The sequence below is a fragment of the Methylobacterium sp. Leaf85 genome, from assembly GCF_001422125.1.
In the GTDB taxonomy this organism is placed as follows: Bacteria; Pseudomonadota; Alphaproteobacteria; order Rhizobiales; family Beijerinckiaceae; genus Methylobacterium; species Methylobacterium bullatum.
The window spans coordinates 85,749-102,039 of the sequence record NZ_LMME01000032.1 but is presented as its reverse complement, the minus strand read 5'-3'; the positions used below and the strand labels follow the sequence as shown (position 1 = coordinate 102,039).

The window sequence follows — 16,291 nt, the reverse complement described above, 5'->3', positions numbered from 1 at the left end:
GAGAAGAAAACCAATGCATCCTGCGGCGCTATTGAGATCAGTTGGTCCCGCCAGCGCACCCTTTGCTTAGTTTTTGTGCTTCGCACCGTCACGGGACCGTCATGAATCGGACATTGGCCCGGTCCGGCGCCGGCCCACGCACCGGCGCCGGAGGGATGGGTCATTTTCTCGGCGATGGCCGTCACGCCCCCGGATTGTTGCGCCTCACACGGGACGGACGGGTCATCGCCTCGAGTTCGAGCAGGTGATCGAGCTGGGTCTCGGTCAGAAGCCCTTCCTCCAGCACGATGTCGGCCACCGGGCGATTCTCCGCCAGGGCGCGCTGGGCCACCCTCGAACACGCCTCGTATCCCAGAGCCGGCACCAGGGCGGTCACGAGGCCGATGGAACCATGGACGAGGGAGCGGCAGCGTTCGCGATCGGCCTCGATCCCTTCGATGCAGCGTTTCGTGAGGGTATCCACCGCCGCGGTGAGCATGCGCAGGGAGCTGAGAACGCAGTATCCGATGGTCGGCTCGAAGGCATTGAGCTGGAGTTGCCCTCCCTCGGCGCAGAGAGTCACGGTGAGGTCGTGGCCGATCACGAGGAAAGCGACCTGGTTGACCACTTCCGGGATCACCGGATTGACCTTGCCCGGCATGATCGAGGAACCGGCCTGGACGGCCGGGAGCCGGATCTCGCCGAAGCCGGTGCGCGGCCCGCTCGAGAGCAGGCGCAAATCGTTGCAGATCTTGGAGAGCTTCACCGCCACGCGCTTCAGCACGCCCGAGAACAGCACGAACGCGCCGAGATCGGACGTCGCCTCGATGAGGTTCGAGGCGAGCACCATCGGGTGCCCGGAGATGCGCGACAGCTCCTCCACCGCCAGGGACGCATAGCGCGGGTCCGCGTTGATGCCGGTGCCGATGGCGGTGGCACCGAGATTGACCTCGCGGAACAGCCCGACGATCTCGTTCAGCCGGGCCACATCCTCCTTCATGGTGGCGTGGAACCCGTCGAATTCCTGGCCGAGGGTCATCGGCACCGCATCCATCAGCTGAGTGCGGCCCATCTTGAGGACATCGGCGAATTCCACGGCCTTGCCCTTGAAGGCGTAGGCGAGGTCGTCGAGGGCCTTGATGAGGGGCTGGGTCGCGAACATCACGGCCAGGCGCAGGGCGGTCGGATAGGCGTCGTTGGTGGATTGGGCCATGTTGACGTCGTCGTTGGGGTGGAGCGCCGCGTAATGCCCCAGCGGGTGCCCCATCAGCTCCAGGGCGACGTTGGCGATGACCTCGTTGGCGTTCATGTTGGTCGACGTGCCGGCCCCGCCCTGGATCGCGTCCACCACGAACGATTCGGCAAAGCGGGGCTCGGTGGCGACGAGGGTGCAGGCGCGGTCGATGGCATCGGCCTTGTCGGCGGAAAGGTAGCCCAGCCGCCGGTTGGCGCGGGCGGCCGCCTGCTTCACCAGGGCGAGGCTTTTGACGAATTCGGGAAAGTGCCCCACCGGCACGCCGGTTATGGGGAAGTTCGCCACGGCGCGCTTGGTGTGGATCCCCCAATAGGCGCCCACCGGCACTTCGCCATAGCCGAGGAGATCGTGCTCGGTCCGCGTCCGCGCGCCCTCCATCTCGACGGTTCGCACGGTGGCGACGGCGATGTTCTCGGCCGGCGCATCGGTGGGCTTCTGCGTGTCCGTCGCCATCGGTCGTCTCCCTCGCGCCACGCTCGCGGCGGTACCGCCGAAGCCACATGCGGCGGCGGAGCCGTCAAGCGCCGTGGGCCGGCAATCCTGACATCGGCTCAGTCCTGAAGCCCGATGACCTGGAAATTCGTTCTCAGCTCATCGGACATGGGGACGTTCAGGCGCTCGCCGTTCGGCAGCCGTTTGAGGAACCAGCGCTCGTAGATCCAGCGCAGCTCGCGCGACTCGGCGAGACGTTCGAAGGCGGCGTTCACGACGCCGGCGAATTGCAGGTCGTCCTTGCGGAACATCAGGCCGTAGGGCTCGAAGGACAGCTTGTCCGCCAGCACGGTGTAGGACGCCCCGTCCGGGCCGGCCGCGGTGATGAGGCCATAGAGCAGGACATCGTCGAGCCCCAGCGCGTCGGCCCGGCCGTCCCTGACCATGGCGAAGGATTCGGCGTGGTCGCGGCCCGTGACGATGGTGGCGGAGAGGTTCAACCGCGCCATCAGCGCGCGCAGGGCCGCCTCGTTGGTGGTGCCGGCGGTGACCGCGACGGTCTTGCCGGAGAGGTCGCGATAGGAGCCGATGGGCGCGCCGCGCTTCACCAGGAGCTTGGTGGCGCTGAAATAGGTGATGGGCGAGAATGCCACGAGCTTGCGGCGCTCCGCATTCGCCGTGGTCGACCCGCATTCGAGGTCGATCTTGCCCGAGGTGACCGCCGCGATCCGGGTCTCCGGGGTGACGGGCTCGTAGCGCACGGTGAGATCGGTGCGGCCGATCTCCTTGCCGATGGCATCGACCACCTCCAGGCAGAGATCGATCGCGTATCCCACCGGATGCCCGGCCGCGTCCTTGAACGAGAAGGGCAGCGAGTTTTCGCGATAGCCGAGGGTGACGGCCCGCGATTCGCCGATCTTCTTCAGCGTGCCGGTGAGAACATCGATGGCGGAAGCGGGCGCGGCGCTCAAGGCGAGCACCAGGGCCCCGGCGGCCACTGCCCTCATGCCTTTCGCGTGCATTGTCCGTGTCCCGTCATTCCATAGGGGTTGCGATCGGCGGCGAGCGATGCCGCCGGCGGTTCAGGCCGGCTCGGCCAAGGGCGACACGTCCCGGTCGAGACTCTGGTCGGTCAGTTCCAGCTGCCCCTCCCATTTCGCCACGGCGACGGTTGCGACGCTGTTGCCCAGGACGTTGGTTGCCGAGCGGCCCATGTCGAGGAACTGGTCGATGCCGATGATGAGGAGGAGGCCGGCCTCCGGGATGTGGAAGGTCGAGAGCGTGGCGGAGATCACCACCAGCGAGGCGCGGGGCACGCCGGCCATGCCCTTCGACGTCACCATCAGCAGCAACAGCATGGTCATCTGCTGCCCGAGGGTCAGCGGGATGTTGTAGGCCTGCGCGATGAACATCACCGCGAAGGTGCAGTACATCATCGAGCCGTCGAGATTGAACGAATACCCCATCGGCAGGACGAACGAGGTGATCTTGTTGGGCACGCCGAAGCGCTCGAGGTTCTGCAGGGTCTTCGGATAGGCCGCCTCGCTCGATGCGGTGGAAAAGGCGAGGAGGAACGGCTCCTTGATCAGGTTGAGGAGCCGCCGCATCTGCTTTCCGACCAGCAGGAAGCCGGCGAAGGCCAGCAGGCACCACAGCATGGCGAGGCTGAAGTAGAACTCCACCATGAACTTGCCGTAGGTCACGAGGACGCCGATGCCCTGCGTGGTGATCGTCGCCGCGATGGCCGCGAACACCGCGACGGGGGCGAAACCCATGACGTAGCCGGTGATCTTCAGCATCACGTCGGCGAGGCCCTCGATGCCCTCGGCCAGGAGCTTGCCCTTCTCCCCCAAAGCCGCGAGGGCCACGCCGAAGAAGATGGAGAACACGACGATCTGCAGGATTTCGTTGTTGGCCATCGCCTCCACGGGGCTTTTCGGCACCAGATGGGTGACGAATTCCTTGAGCGAGAGCGACGCGGCCTTGAGGTTGGTGGTGGCGCCGGCATCCGGCAGCGGCAGGTTCAGGGCGTCGCCGGGCCGCAGGATGTTGACCATCACCAGGCCGAGCAGCAGCGAGCACAGGGACGCGCCGACGAACCACAGCATCGCCTTGCCGCCGACGCGGCCGACGGAGGCGGTGTCGCCCATATGCGCGATGCCGACGACGAGGGTCGAGAAGACCAGCGGCGCGATGATCATCTTGATCAGGCGCAGGAACACGTCACTGACGAGGGCGATGTAGCCGGAGATTTCCTTGGACGTCTGAGGGTCCGGCCATGTGATGTTACAGAGATACCCGACCGCGATGCCCAGAAGCATACCGATGAAGATGTAAGTCGTCAGCCTGGACTGCATCGCACTTCCTCACCGGCAGAAACGTTGTCTAGGTCTTGCATGACACATGCCACACTCGACATGCCTCATGCCTTGCACCGTCGCATCGCGAAGTCGTGACGCCCGGTGATCCGATCGACCGGCCCATCACCTCAAATACGGGGTGAGCGCGAACTTTCGGCGGTGCTTCGACCTCGAAGATCAAGTCCTTCGTGATGTCGATCCGAGAGGAGGTTATTCCCTTTTCTTAGCCGCGCAAGCACCCTTCGACGGGACGGGTCCGCAAATCGGCGGGCGCCGCCATGCGGAGCCGAGGCTCCGTCGGATCGATACGGCGGGTCAATGCGGGCGCAGGCCCGACGCGACCCTCGCCGCCCGGCGGATGGCTTCCGGCTGCGGCTCGCCGGCCGGGACGACCCAGCTGCCGCCGACGCAGAGAACCTGCGCGATCTTCAGCCAATCCGGTGCGGTCGCCTCGGTGATCCCGCCGGTGGGGCAGAAGCGGACCTGCCCGAACGGGCCGGTGAGGGCCTTCAGGGCCTTGACGCCCCCGGCCGCTTCGGCGGGAAAGAACTTGAACCGGTCGAGCCCGTGGTCGAGGCCGCGCATGATGTCGGCGGCATTGGCGACCCCCGGCAGGAACGGGATGCCGCGAGCGATGGCGGCCTTCGTCAGCGGGTCGGTGAGACCGGGGCTGACGATGAACTGCGCGCCCGCCTCCATCGCCGCGTCGAGATCCCGCTCGTTGAGCACGGTGCCCGCGCCGACGACGGCCCCCTCCACTTGCGCCATGATGCGGATCACCTCCAGGGCGGCGGGGGTCCGCAGGGTCACCTCCAGGGCCGTCAGGCCGCCATCCACCAGCGCCCTGGCGATCGGCTCGGCATGGGCGGCCTCCTCGATCACGAGGACGGGGATCACGGGAACGGAGCGCATCAGCGCGTCGATGGTGGTCATGAAATCGTCCTCTGGGTCGTGAAAGGGAGACGGTGTCCGTTCGATTGTCCCGGATCGAGGTGTCTCGACAGGCCCCCTCTCCTTCCAGGAGAGGAGACCCGCGCCTTGCTTCCCGTCTCGGGGACACGCGCGAGCCGAGGGGCCGGAAGACCGCCCTGCAATAAGACCGTCCTACAATCCCGCGGCGCTGAGCATCGCGGACGCGCCCTGCTCGGCCCCGTCGGCCCCGTGGCGCATGAAGGCGAAGAGCTCGCGCCCGGTCCCGAAAGCCGGCGGCGGCGGGGTGGCGCCCTCCCGCGCCTCCCATTCCGCCGGGTCGACGAGGGCCTGGAGCGTTCCGTCCTCGGCGCTGAGGCGGACGATGTCGCCGTCGCGCAGCTTGCCCAGCGGACCGCCGCCGAGGGCCTCGGGGCTCAGATGGATCGCCGCCGGTACCTTTCCGGAGGCGCCGGACATCCGCCCGTCGGTGACGAGGGCGACGCGGAAGCCGCGATCCTGCAGGACGCCGAGCTGAGGCGTGAGTTTGTGCAGTTCGGGCATTCCGTTGGCTTTGGGCCCCTGGAAACGCACGACGACGACCACGTCCCGCTCCAGTTCGCCCGCCTTGAAGGCGGCCATGACATCGTCCTGATCGTCGAACACCCGTGCCGGGGCCTCCACCGTCCAGCGCGAGGGATCGACGGCGCTGGTCTTGAAGGTGGCCCGGCCGAGATTGCCCTTCACCAGCCGCATCCCGCCATCCGGCTGGAAGGCGTTGGCGGGGCCGCGCAGGATGCTCTCGTCGTGCGATGCCGCCGGGGCGTCCTCGAACACGAGTTCGTCGTCGATGAGCTTCGGGTCGCGGGCATGGTCGCGCAGGCGCCCGCCGGCCACGGTGAGGATGTCGTCGTGCAGCAGGCCCGCATCGATCAGGCTGGCGATGACGTAGGACATGCCGCCGGCGGCGTGGAAGTGGTTCACGTCCCCGGAGCCGTTGGGATAGACCTTGGCCACCTGCGGAATGACGGCCGAGAGCCGGTCGAAATCCTCCCAGTCGACGATGATCCCGGCGGCCCTGGCGATGGCCGGCAGGTGGATGGCGTGGTTGGTTGAGCCGCCGGTGGCCAAGAGGCCGATGATCGCGTTGACGATGGCCTTCTCGTCGACGCAGCGCCCGAGGGGCCGGTAATCGTTGCCGGCGGCACCGATCTCCGTGAGCCGGTGGACGGCCGCGCGGGTCACCGCCTGGCGCAGCTTCGTGCCGGGATTGATGAAGGAGGCGCCGGGCATGTGCAGGCCCATCACGTCCATCATCATCTGGTTGGAATTGGCGGTGCCATAGAAGGTGCAGGTTCCCGCCCCGTGATAGGAGGCGGATTCCGATTCCAGCAGTTCGTCGCGGCCGACCTTGCCCTCGGCATAGAGCTGGCGGATGCGCTGCTTCTCCTTGTTGGCGAGACCCGAGGGCATCGGCCCGGCCGGGATCAGGATCTGCGGCAGGTGCCCGAAGCGCAGCGCCCCGATGAGCAGGCCCGGCACGATCTTGTCGCAGATGCCGAGGAGGGCCGCCCCGTCGAACATGCCGTGGCTCAGCCCCACCGCCGTGGAGAGCGCGATGGTGTCGCGCGAGAACAGCGACAGTTCCATGCCGCGCTGGCCTTGCGTGACGCCGTCGCACATGGCCGGCACGCCGCCGGCGACCTGGGCCGTGGCCCCAACCTCGCGGGCGAACAGCTTCATCTGCTCCGGGTAGCGGCCATAGGGCTGATGCGCCGACAGCATGTCGTTATAGGCGGTGACGATGCCGATATTCATGCCTCGGCCTGCCTTGATCGCCGGCTTGTCCTCGCCGGAGGCCGCGAAGCCATGGGCGAGGTTGCCGCAATTGAGCATCGGCCGGTGCACGCCGCCGTCGCGTTCGCGGGCGATCAGGTCGAGATAGGCGCGCCGGCTCGCCTTGGAGCGCGTCACCACGCGCTCGGTGACGGCTGCGACTTCCGGGTGAAGCTCGGTCATGGCAGATCCTTCCCTCGCTGATGCGAAGCCACCTGCTGTCAGGAACGTAGAGGTCTCGTCTCGCAGGCGATAGATCGGTCGCCGCGCGGTACGATCAATGACCGGATCGGCTCAGCACGTTTCAGGCCATCGCGGTTCGGTGCGGGCGATGGTGCGGACGGCGGGACTCGAACCCGCACAGCCTTTCAGCCGCAAGATTTTAAGTCTCGTGCGTCTACCGGTTTCGCCACGTCCGCATTGCGGGATCAGCGGTAACGAGGCGAGGCTCCGAGATCAAGGCGCCCAGCCGTAGAGCCAGTCGTAGCGGCGGCCCATCCCGGCGGGGCCGAGGCGGCGCATGACGAGGTTGCGGGCAAAACCGACGAGCCCGCCCGCATGGTAGGTCCGGCCGTTGCCGCGCGCGGCCGATTGCACGCGCCGGGTGCGGGGCGCGCGCAGGCCGGCATAGGCCGCCAGGGACGCCGCCACGTCGTCGGCCCGCAGGGTCAGGGCGAAGACGGCCGCGTCCTCGATGGCCAGCGCCGCCCCCTGCGCCAGGAACGGCAGGACCGGATGGGCCGCGTCGCCGATGAGGGCCACCCGGCCCCGCGCCATGGGCCGCGCGGTCGGCCGGTCGACCAGCGACCAGACCAGCCAGGAATCCGGCGCGGTCAGGAGCTCGGCCAGAACCGGGGTCGCGTCCGGGAACTGCGCGCGCAGGACGGCGGGTTCGCCGAGCTGGCCCCAATCCTCGCTGCCGAGGCGCTCGGGCACCACGGCCACGATGTTGATGCTCCGCCCGCCCTGGATCGGGTAATGCACCACGTGCCGGCGGCGCCCGAGCCACAGGCCGGTCTCGTCGCCCTGCAATTCCGGTGGCGCGGCATCGCGTGGGATCGTGGCGCGCCAGGCGGCCTCGCCGCAGGATCGCAACCGCCGGCCGTCGAAATGACCGCGCAGGGTCGAGCGCACGCCATCGGCCCCCACCACGAGGTCGACGGCCAGCGTCTCGGATCGCGAGCCCTGGCCGCTTTCCAGGGTCAACTCGACGGAGGTGTCCGATTCAGCGAGCCCCCTGACGTCCCGCCCCATCATCAGGCGGATTCCCGGCCGGCTGCGCACGGCATCGAGCAGGAGCGTCTGCAGGTCGGCCCGGTGGATGACGTAATAGGGCGCGCCGTGGCGGCCGCGCAGTTCGGCCCCGAGTTCGACGCCGCCGATCTCGCGCCCCGACCCGAGGGCACGCACCACCACCCGTGGCGGCTCGCTCGCCGCCCGGCGCAGGGCGGCGCCGAGGCCGAGGGAGATCAGCACGCGGCTGGCATTCGGGGAGAGCTGCAGGCCGGCGCCGACCTCGCTGAACCCGGTCCGGCGCTCGACGAGCGTCACCTCATGCCCGGCGGCATCGAGGGCAAGGGCGGCCGTCAGGCCCCCTATGCCCGCGCCGACGATGGCGACGGCGAGGCTGGGGGCGGCGTGAGGGGCTCGGGACCCATGGGAACCGTCGGACACCTGCGGATCTCGCCCTCGCGAATCGTGTGCGATCAGGCGGCCTTCGCGCCGTTGTCGTCCCAGACGGCGGCGGCCGGATCGGCCGTGCCGGCCTTCAGGCCGGGGCGATAGCGGTAGAGCGTCGAGCAATACTGGCAGATGATCTCGTCGTCGGTCCCCATGTCGAGGAAGACGTGCGGATGATCGAAGGGCGGCTTGGCGCCGATGCACATGAACTCCTTGGAGCCCACTTCGATCAGGGCAACTCCGAGGTCGTTATGGAAATGCGGCACCGCCTTGTCAGCCATCGCCCGATCCTGCCTCCGTCCCGCCGGGGCCGAGCCCCGCCCGGGCACCATTGCTCCGTCCGGGCCATTCTCTACCCGCTCGTCGCCCTCAAGCCTAGCGCCGAGGATTCCCCAAGCCCAGCAAAAAGCCCGCCTCGTCGAGGCTTGGCCTCCCGCGCATGCCGCCTTAGAGAGGGATGTCTCTCAGCCGCTCTTACGAAACCATGTTCCCCATGACCCAGAACGAACAGGCCGTCGTCGAAGGCGGTCGCCGCGCGCCTCGGCCGCCGATTCACGGTCCCGAAGGGTTCGAGGGCATGCGCAAGGCCGGCCGCCTCACGGCGGAGGCCCTCGACGTGCTGATGGAGGCCACCGCCCCCGGCGTGACCACGGAGGCGCTGGACCGCCTCGCCTACGAATTCGCCATGGACAACGGCGCCTACCCGGCCTCGCTGCTCTATCGCGGCTACCCGAAGTCGATCTGCACCTCGATCAACCACGTGGTCTGCCACGGCATCCCCAACGACAAGCCCCTGCGCGACGGCGACATCGTCAATCTCGACATCTGCCTCATCGTCGACGGCTGGCACGGCGACAGCAGCCGCATGGCCTATGTCGGCGAAGTGCCGCGCAAGGCGGCACGCCTGTGCGAGATCACCCACGAATGCCTCATGCGGGGCATCGCCGCGATCAAGCCGGGCGGCTCCACCACGGATATCGGCCGTGCGATCCAGGCCTATGCCGAAGCCGAGCGCTGCTCCGTGGTGCGCGATTTCTGCGGGCACGGCCTCGGGCGCATCTATCACGATGCGCCGACCATCCTGCACTATGTCGAGCCGAGCTACGACGTGGCCTTCGAGCCGGGGCAGTTCTTCACGGTCGAGCCCATGATCAATCTCGGCCGCCCGGCGGTGAAGGTGCTCTCCGACGGCTGGACCGCCGTGACGCGGGATCGCTCGCTCTCGGCGCAGTTCGAGCACACGGTGGCGGTGACGGAGACGGGGGTCGAGGTCTTCACCTTCTCGCCCAAGGGCCTGCATCAGCCGATCGCCCCCTCCGCCTGACGATGCCGGGATCCGGAGGCAAGACGATGCCGCGCCTCCCCCTTGAAGCGCCCGCCGGCGAGGCGGCCTCGGACGCTCCCCATTATCTCGGGCACCGCGACCGGCTGCGGGCGCGCTTCGCCCAGGCCGGGGCGGATGCCCTGCCGGATTACGAACTCCTCGAACTCGTCCTCTTCCGCGCCATCCCGCGACGGGACGTGAAGCCCCTGGCCAAGGCCCTGATCCGCCGCTTCGGCAGTTTCGCCGAAGTGGTGAGCGCGGAGCCGAACCGCCTCGCGGAGGTGGAAGGCGTGAGCCAGGGCGTCGTCGCCGATCTCAAGCTCATCGAGGCGGCGGGCCATCGCCTGGCGCGGGGCGCCATCGCCGCGCGGCCCCTGCTCTCCTCCTGGGCGGCGCTCCTCGAATATTGCCGCGCCAATATGGCGTTCTCGCCGCGCGAGCAGTTCCGCGTGCTGTTCCTCGACAAGCGCAACCACCTCATCGCCGACGAGGTCCAGGGACGCGGCACCGTCGATCACACCCCGGTCTATCCGAGGGAGGTGGCCCGCCGCGCCCTCGAACTCTCGGCCACCGCCATCATCCTCGCGCACAACCACCCCTCCGGCGATCCGGCGCCCTCGGCGGCCGACATCAGGATGACGCGGGAGATCGTGGCGATCCTCGACCCGCTGGGGATCGTCGTCCACGACCACGTCATCCTCGGCCGGGATGGACACGCGAGCCTGAAGGGGTTGAAGCTGATGTGAACGTGCTACTCTGACGATCGGATCGCGGCGGATCGTTCGCTTCGCGGCGATCGGACGACACCATCGGTCTGCTGCGAAGCGCACATCGTCCCGGTGGCGCGCCTCTTGCGAAGATGCCGGGATAAAAGGGGAGGCGCGAATGGCGCTCGCTGCGTTCGACGAAATGAATGGGATACCGGGAGCCGCCCTGGGCGATGCCTCGGTTCGCGAAGCCTATGACAGCCTGAAATCGTGGCTCGAGACGACGCCGCCCGAGCACTTCAACACGCGGCGCAGCCAGGCCGAGATGCTCTTCCGGCGCATCGGCATCACCTTCGCCGTCTACGGCGCCAACGAATCCACCGAACGGCTGATTCCCTTCGACATCATCCCACGGGTGATCACGAAGCCGGAATGGAGCTTCCTCGAGCGTGGGCTGAAGCAGCGCGTCACCGCGATCAATGCCTTCCTCAGCGACATCTATGGCGCCCAGGAATGCATCAAGGCCGGAATCATTCCAGCCGATCTGGTCTATCGCAACCCGCATTACCGGATGGAGATGCGGGCCTTCAAAGTTCCGCACGACCTCTACGTCCACATCGCCGGCATCGACATCGTCCGCACCGGCGAGAACGACTTCTTCGTGCTTGAGGACAATGCCCGCACGCCGTCCGGCGTCTCCTACATGCTGGAGAACCGGGAGGTGATGCTACGGCTCTTCCCGGAACTGTTCTCGCGCCATCGCGTGGCGCCGGTGGAGAACTATCCCGACGCGCTCCTGGCCACCCTGCGCAGTCTCGCCCCGCAGACGGCGACGCGCGACCCTTCCGTCGTGCTGCTCACCCCGGGACGCTACAATTCCGCGTTCTACGAACACTCGTTCCTGGCCGACAAGCTCGGCGTCGATCTGGTGGAGGCCTCCGATCTCTTCACCAAGGACGACGTGGTCTACATGCGCACCACGGAAGGCCCGCGCCGGGTCGACGTGATCTATCGCCGCCTCGACGACGACTTCCTCGATCCCCTGGTGTTCCGGCCCGATTCGGTGCTCGGCGTGCCCGGCCTGATGAACGCCTACGAGCGCGGGACGGTGACCCTCGCCAACGCGGTCGGCACCGGCATCGCCGACGACAAGGCCGTCTACAGCTACATGCCGGAGATCGTGAAGTTCTTCACCGGCGAGGAGCCGATCCTGCACAACGTGCCGACCTATCGCTGCCGCGAGAAGGAGGCCTTCTCCTACGTGATGGACAACCTCGCCGACCTCGTCGTGAAGGAAGTCAACGGATCGGGCGGCTACGGCATGCTGGTGGGCCCGCACGCCACCAAGCGGGAGATCGAGGATTTCAGCCGCAAGCTGCGCCACGCGCCGGACGGGTTCATCGCCCAGCCGACCCTGGCGCTGTCCACCTGCCCGACCTTCGTCGCGTCCGGCGTCGCGCCGCGCCACGTCGATCTGCGGCCCTTCGTGCTATGCGGCTCCGACGAGATCCGGATCGTTCCCGGCGGCCTGACCCGCGTCGCCCTCAAGGAAGGGTCGCTCGTCGTCAATTCCAGCCAGGGCGGGGGCACCAAGGATACCTGGGTGCTGGACGCCTGACGCTACGTCAAAGCCCACCCCGGAAGCGGGGTGGATCGTTTTCTCGCCCATCGCCTTAACGGAAGCCCATGCTGTCCCGGACCGCCGACAATCTGTACTGGCTCTCGCGCTACGCCGAGCGGGCCGAGTTCGTCGCCCGCATCCTCGATGCGGCCCATCGGCTCGCCGCCCTCCCCTCGAGCTATGGTGGCGGCGAGACCAACGAATGGGCGTCGGCCCTGGCCTCCGCGGGCGACCCGGAGGTGTTCAAGCCGCTCTATGACAGCGTCAACGAAGCGACGGTGTGCAACTTCCTGGCCTTCTCGCCCCACAACCCGTCCTCGATCCGCTCCTGCATCGAGACCGCGCGCGAGAATGCCCGCTCCGTCCGCACCGCCCTGACCACGGAGATGTGGGACGCGATCAACGGCGCCTGGCTCGAACTGCGCAACTACGAAGGCCGCGATCTCAATCGCGACGAGTTCAGCCGCTTCCTCGAATGGGTGAAGGGTGTGTCCCTCGCCTTCGACGGCTCGGCCTACCGCACCATGCTGCGCAACGACGCCTACTGGTTCACGCGGCTCGGCACCGCCATCGAGCGGGCCGACAACACCGCCCGCATTCTCGACGTGAAGTATCGCATCCTTCTGCCGGCCACGGAGAAGGTCGGCGGCAGCCTCGATTATTTCCAGTGGACCACGATCCTGCGCGAGGTCTCGGCCTTCAACGCCTATCACTGGGTCTATCGCGAGAGCGTGAAGCCGCTGCTGGTGGCAGACCTGCTGATCCTCAATCGGCAGATGCCGCGCTCCCTGACCAATTGTTACGGCATGCTGGTGGAGCATCTCGATCTCATCGCCGACGCCTATGGCCGCCGCGGCGCGAGCCAGCGCCTGGCGAGCAACACCCTCGCACGCCTGGAAGGCGAGAACATCGACCGGGTGTTCCGATCGGGTCTGCACGAGTTCGTGACGGCCTTCATCGTCGAGAACAATCGTCTCGGCGCGGCGGTCATCGAGCAATATCTGGTGTAGGGTTCCGTCGAATCCCGAGTTCTACAAGAGACGTCCATGCGCATCCGCGTCTTCCATGAGACCAACTACACCTACGAGCAGCCGGCACGGGGTCTCATCCAGCTCCTCCGCCTTCGACCGCGCGACCATGACGGGCAATATGTCCGCCGCTGGCGGATCGAGCCCTCGGTGGATGGGCGGATCAGCGAGCGCGAGGACGGGTTCGGCAACGTCACCCACTGGTTCACGGCCGACGAGCCGGCCGACGCCCTGACGATCCGGGTGACCGGCGAAGTCGACACCAACGAGATGCACGGCATCGTCCGCGGCACCGTGGAACGCCTGCCCGACGTGTTCTATCTGCGCGATTCCGATCTCGCGACGGCCAATGGCGAGCTTCAGGCTTTCGCCAAGAGCGTGGTCGACGAGGGTGATTCCTCGGTTCTCCCCTGCCTTCACCGTCTCCTCGCCGCCGTCTTCGACACGGTCGCCTTCGAGCCGGGTCCGGCCAGCGCCAGCACCACCGCCGCGCAATCCTTCGCCGCCGGAAAGGGCGTCTGCCAGGATCTTGCCCATATTTTCATCGCCGCAGCGCGGCATCTGGAGATTCCCGCCCGCTACGTCTCCGGTTATTTCTTCCACGCCGACAGCGAGGAGGACCAGGGATCGGGGCATGCTTGGGCGGAAGCTCTGGTGCCCGGTCTGGGATGGGTCGGTTTCGACCCGGCCAATGGTATCGCTACGACGGAGGCGCATATCCGCGTCGCCATCGGGCTGGATTATTTAGGTGCGGCCCCGATCAGAGGCAGCCGGATGGGTGGCGGGACTGAAACACTCGAAGTAAAGCTTCGCGTCGAACAGGCTCAGGCCGCCGTCCAGGTCTAGCCCGTCACAGCATCAAGAATGGCCTGAGAGTCTCGGGCCATCAGGGGTATCGGTATCATGACCTATTGCGTCGGGCTCCTTGTCGAGGAAGGGCTCGTGATGGTTGCCGATACCCGCACCAATGCGGGCCTCGACGACATCTCGACCTACCGCAAGCTGCATCACTTCAACGTCCCCGGCGAGCGCGTGATGATGCTGGCATCGGCCGGCAACCTCTCCGTGACCCAATCGGTGCTCAGCATGCTCGCCGAGGGTGTTGCCGGCGACGACGGCGAGCCGACGCTGAAGCTCACCGAAACCACGACGATGTTCCAGGCCGCCCAGCTCATCGGCAAGGCGATCCGTCGCGTCCGCGCCATCGAGAAGGCCGGGTTCGAGGCGGCCAATCTCCGGTTCTCGATCTCGCTGCTGTTCGGCGGTCAGATCGGCAACGAGCCCATGCGCCTGTTCCTGATCTATTCGGCGGGCAATTTCATCGAGTGCAGCACCGATGCGCCGTTCCTGCAGATCGGTGAGCACAAATACGGCAAACCCATCCTCGATCGGGCCGTGAAGTTCGAGACCGACCTCTACGATGCCCTGAAAGTGAGCCTCGTCTCCATGGATTCCACCATGCGGTCGAATCTCGGCGTGGGTTTGCCCATCGACATCGCCGTGGCCCGTCGCAATGCGCTCGACCTCGAAGTGAGCCATCGGATCGAGGCGGGAGAATCCTACTTCCACGATCTGCGCGAGCGCTGGTCCGCGGCCCTGCGCGCAGCGCACCGGGCCATCCCACGCCCCCCTTACGGCCCCGCTGGGCACTGAGCCGATTCCATTCGTTCAGCCCCTGGGAATCAGCCGGTTCCAAGACGCGGAACCGGCGAATTCCTGTGCGAGGCCCGCTCAGTTCCGGGTCTCCCAGGCATCGAGATAGGCGCCCACCGCCGCTCGTGAATCCACCGCCCCCATGACCCCGCCCATGACGGCGATCCCGGAAAACCCGGCGTCGCGGCAGGCTCCCGCATTCGCCGGAGTGACGCCGCCAAGGGCGAAGACCGGAATTGTCGGTCTGGGACCGCGCTTGAGGACGTCCGGGCCGAGCGCCGGCCCATATCCCGGCTTGCTCAGGGTCGCGAAGATGGGGCTGAGGGTGGCGTAATCCACGCCCGCTTGGGCGGCCCGGATCACCTCCACGGGTGAATGGGCCGAGATTCCGAGAAGGCATCCGGGCGGAAGATCCCGCCGTGCCGCCGCGATGTCCGGGGGCATCGCCCCTCCGCCGAGATGGACTCCATCGGCACCGATGGCGCGGGCGAGGGCCACATCTCCCCCGACGATGAGCCTTGCCCCCACCTCCCGCACCGGCCCCATCAGCTCTTCGGCGAGAACACGGCGCGAGACTGCGTCGAGGTCGCGGTCCCTGAACCAGATCCAGCGGGCCCCACCCGCCAGCGCCGCCTCGATCCTCTCGACCAAGCCCATCGGGCTTCCGGCCCGGTCGGTGACTAGAAGCAGCCCCGATGGGTTACGCGTCACGAACCGACGAGTCCGAGCTGCGGGCTCGACGGTTCGGCGCGTCCCCGTTTGGGGATGCGTCCGGCGAGATGGGCGAGCCGGCCGGCTTCGACGGCGTGGCGCATGGCGCGGGCCATGCGGACGGGCTCGTCGGCCTTGGCGACGGCAGTGTTAAGGAGGCAGCCGGCGGCGCCGAGTTCCATGGCCACGACGGCGTCGGAGGCGGTGCCGATCCCCGCATCCACGATGACCGGCACGCTGGCGCGGCGGCAAATCAATTCGAGATTGGCGGGGTTGGCGACCCCCATCCCCGACCCGATGAGCGACCCCATCGGCATCACCGCGGCGCAACCGATATCGGCGAGCCGCTGGCACACGACGGGATCGTCGTTGCAATAGGGCAGCACGACGAACCCGTCATCGACGAGGTGGCGACAGGCTTCCAGCAACTCGGCCACGTCCGGATAGAGCGTTTCGCGGTCGCCGATGACCTCGACCTTGATCCAGTTGGTGTCGAGCGCCTCGCGGGCCAGTTCGGCCGTCATGATCGCGTCGCGGGCGGTCTCGCAGCCGGCGGTGTTGGGCAGGAAGCGATACCCCTTCAGGCGCCGCACCGTATCCGAGCCATGGCCCTGGAGGGAGACCCGGCGGATCGAGGCGGTGACGACCTCCGCCCCGGAGGCTTCCACCGCATCGACCATGATGCTCTGCGTGGGATATCCCGCCGTGCCGATGAAGAGGCGGGAGCCCAAGCTCACGCCGGCGATGACCAGCGCGTCGTCGGCAGCGGCTTCGATCGTGTGTCCGTTCATGATCC

The 16,291-nt window shown here is 67.5% G+C and carries 15 protein-coding genes and 1 tRNA gene; 6 read left to right on the top strand and 10 right to left on the bottom strand.

Annotation, left to right across the window (positions count from 1 at the left end):
- Window positions 1-181: 181 nt before the first annotated feature.
- The 8 genes from ASF08_RS18255 to ASF08_RS18220 all read right to left on the bottom strand — a co-directional run bounded on the left by ASF08_RS18255 (window position 182) and on the right by ASF08_RS18220 (window position 8,732).
- The gene (locus ASF08_RS18255) at window positions 182-1,687 is read right to left on the bottom strand and encodes an aspartate ammonia-lyase (RefSeq protein WP_082473271.1); all 1,506 of its coding nucleotides are present in this window, start codon (window positions 1,685-1,687) and stop codon (window positions 182-184) included.
- A gap of 98 nt (window positions 1,688-1,785) precedes the next feature.
- Window positions 1,786-2,673 (bottom strand): amino acid ABC transporter substrate-binding protein, encoded by an 888-nt coding sequence (locus tag ASF08_RS18250; RefSeq protein ID WP_244474574.1) that lies wholly within the window; start codon window positions 2,671-2,673, stop codon window positions 1,786-1,788.
- Window positions 2,674-2,748: 75 nt separating this feature from the next.
- Complete coding sequence (locus ASF08_RS18245) at window positions 2,749-4,023, bottom strand: dicarboxylate/amino acid:cation symporter (RefSeq protein ID WP_018044829.1); 1,275 nt, start codon at window positions 4,021-4,023, stop codon at window positions 2,749-2,751.
- Between the two features lie 318 nt (window positions 4,024-4,341).
- The gene (gene eda, locus ASF08_RS18240; RefSeq protein ID WP_056148151.1) at window positions 4,342-4,959 is read right to left on the bottom strand and encodes a bifunctional 4-hydroxy-2-oxoglutarate aldolase/2-dehydro-3-deoxy-phosphogluconate aldolase; all 618 of its coding nucleotides are present in this window, start codon (window positions 4,957-4,959) and stop codon (window positions 4,342-4,344) included.
- 171 nt (window positions 4,960-5,130) lie between these two features.
- On the bottom strand, window positions 5,131-6,954 hold the full coding sequence (gene edd / locus ASF08_RS18235; RefSeq protein WP_056148147.1) for a phosphogluconate dehydratase: 1,824 nt from the start codon (window positions 6,952-6,954) through the stop codon (window positions 5,131-5,133).
- Window positions 6,955-7,103: 149 nt separating this feature from the next.
- Window positions 7,104-7,190, bottom strand: a tRNA-Leu gene (locus ASF08_RS18230).
- Window positions 7,191-7,227: 37 nt separating this feature from the next.
- Complete coding sequence (locus tag ASF08_RS18225; protein WP_056148145.1) at window positions 7,228-8,445, bottom strand: FAD-dependent monooxygenase; 1,218 nt, start codon at window positions 8,443-8,445, stop codon at window positions 7,228-7,230.
- A 32-nt stretch (window positions 8,446-8,477) separates the two neighbouring features.
- A complete protein-coding gene (locus ASF08_RS18220; RefSeq protein ID WP_018044833.1) occupies window positions 8,478-8,732 on the bottom strand; it encodes a zinc-finger domain-containing protein in 255 nt (84 codons plus the stop codon).
- A gap of 212 nt (window positions 8,733-8,944) precedes the next feature.
- Here ASF08_RS18220 and map point away from each other — a divergent pair, with 212 nt between their 5' ends.
- The 6 genes from map to ASF08_RS18190 all read left to right on the top strand — a co-directional run bounded on the left by map (window position 8,945) and on the right by ASF08_RS18190 (window position 14,784).
- Entirely contained in the window at window positions 8,945-9,775 is an 831-nt protein-coding gene (gene map / locus ASF08_RS18215) for a type I methionyl aminopeptidase (protein ID WP_018044834.1), read from the top strand.
- Between the two features lie 26 nt (window positions 9,776-9,801).
- Window positions 9,802-10,521 (top strand): RadC family protein, encoded by a 720-nt coding sequence (gene radC / locus ASF08_RS18210; protein WP_244474573.1) that lies wholly within the window; start codon window positions 9,802-9,804, stop codon window positions 10,519-10,521.
- A 139-nt stretch (window positions 10,522-10,660) separates the two neighbouring features.
- On the top strand, window positions 10,661-12,100 hold the full coding sequence (locus tag ASF08_RS18205; RefSeq protein WP_018044836.1) for a circularly permuted type 2 ATP-grasp protein: 1,440 nt from the start codon (window positions 10,661-10,663) through the stop codon (window positions 12,098-12,100).
- Window positions 12,101-12,168: 68 nt separating this feature from the next.
- Complete coding sequence (locus ASF08_RS18200) at window positions 12,169-13,113, top strand: alpha-E domain-containing protein (RefSeq protein WP_018044837.1); 945 nt, start codon at window positions 12,169-12,171, stop codon at window positions 13,111-13,113.
- A 36-nt stretch (window positions 13,114-13,149) separates the two neighbouring features.
- The gene (locus tag ASF08_RS18195; protein WP_027172321.1) at window positions 13,150-13,977 is read left to right on the top strand and encodes a transglutaminase family protein; all 828 of its coding nucleotides are present in this window, start codon (window positions 13,150-13,152) and stop codon (window positions 13,975-13,977) included.
- Window positions 13,978-14,034: 57 nt separating this feature from the next.
- Entirely contained in the window at window positions 14,035-14,784 is a 750-nt protein-coding gene (locus ASF08_RS18190) for a peptidase (protein WP_018044839.1), read from the top strand.
- A 78-nt stretch (window positions 14,785-14,862) separates the two neighbouring features.
- Here the strand turns inward: ASF08_RS18190 and ASF08_RS18185 are convergent, their stop codons facing one another.
- Window positions 14,863-15,495: a thiamine phosphate synthase gene (locus ASF08_RS18185; RefSeq protein WP_056148140.1), complete on the bottom strand. Its 633-nt coding sequence runs from the start codon at window positions 15,493-15,495 to the stop codon at window positions 14,863-14,865.
- Window positions 15,492-16,286 carry a thiazole synthase gene (locus tag ASF08_RS18180; protein WP_056148137.1) on the bottom strand — a complete coding sequence of 265 codons (795 nt, stop codon included), beginning with the start codon at window positions 16,284-16,286 and terminating at the stop codon, window positions 15,492-15,494. Before ASF08_RS18180 ends, ASF08_RS18185 begins: the two co-directional genes overlap by 4 nt.
- Window positions 16,287-16,291 lie beyond the last annotated feature (5 nt).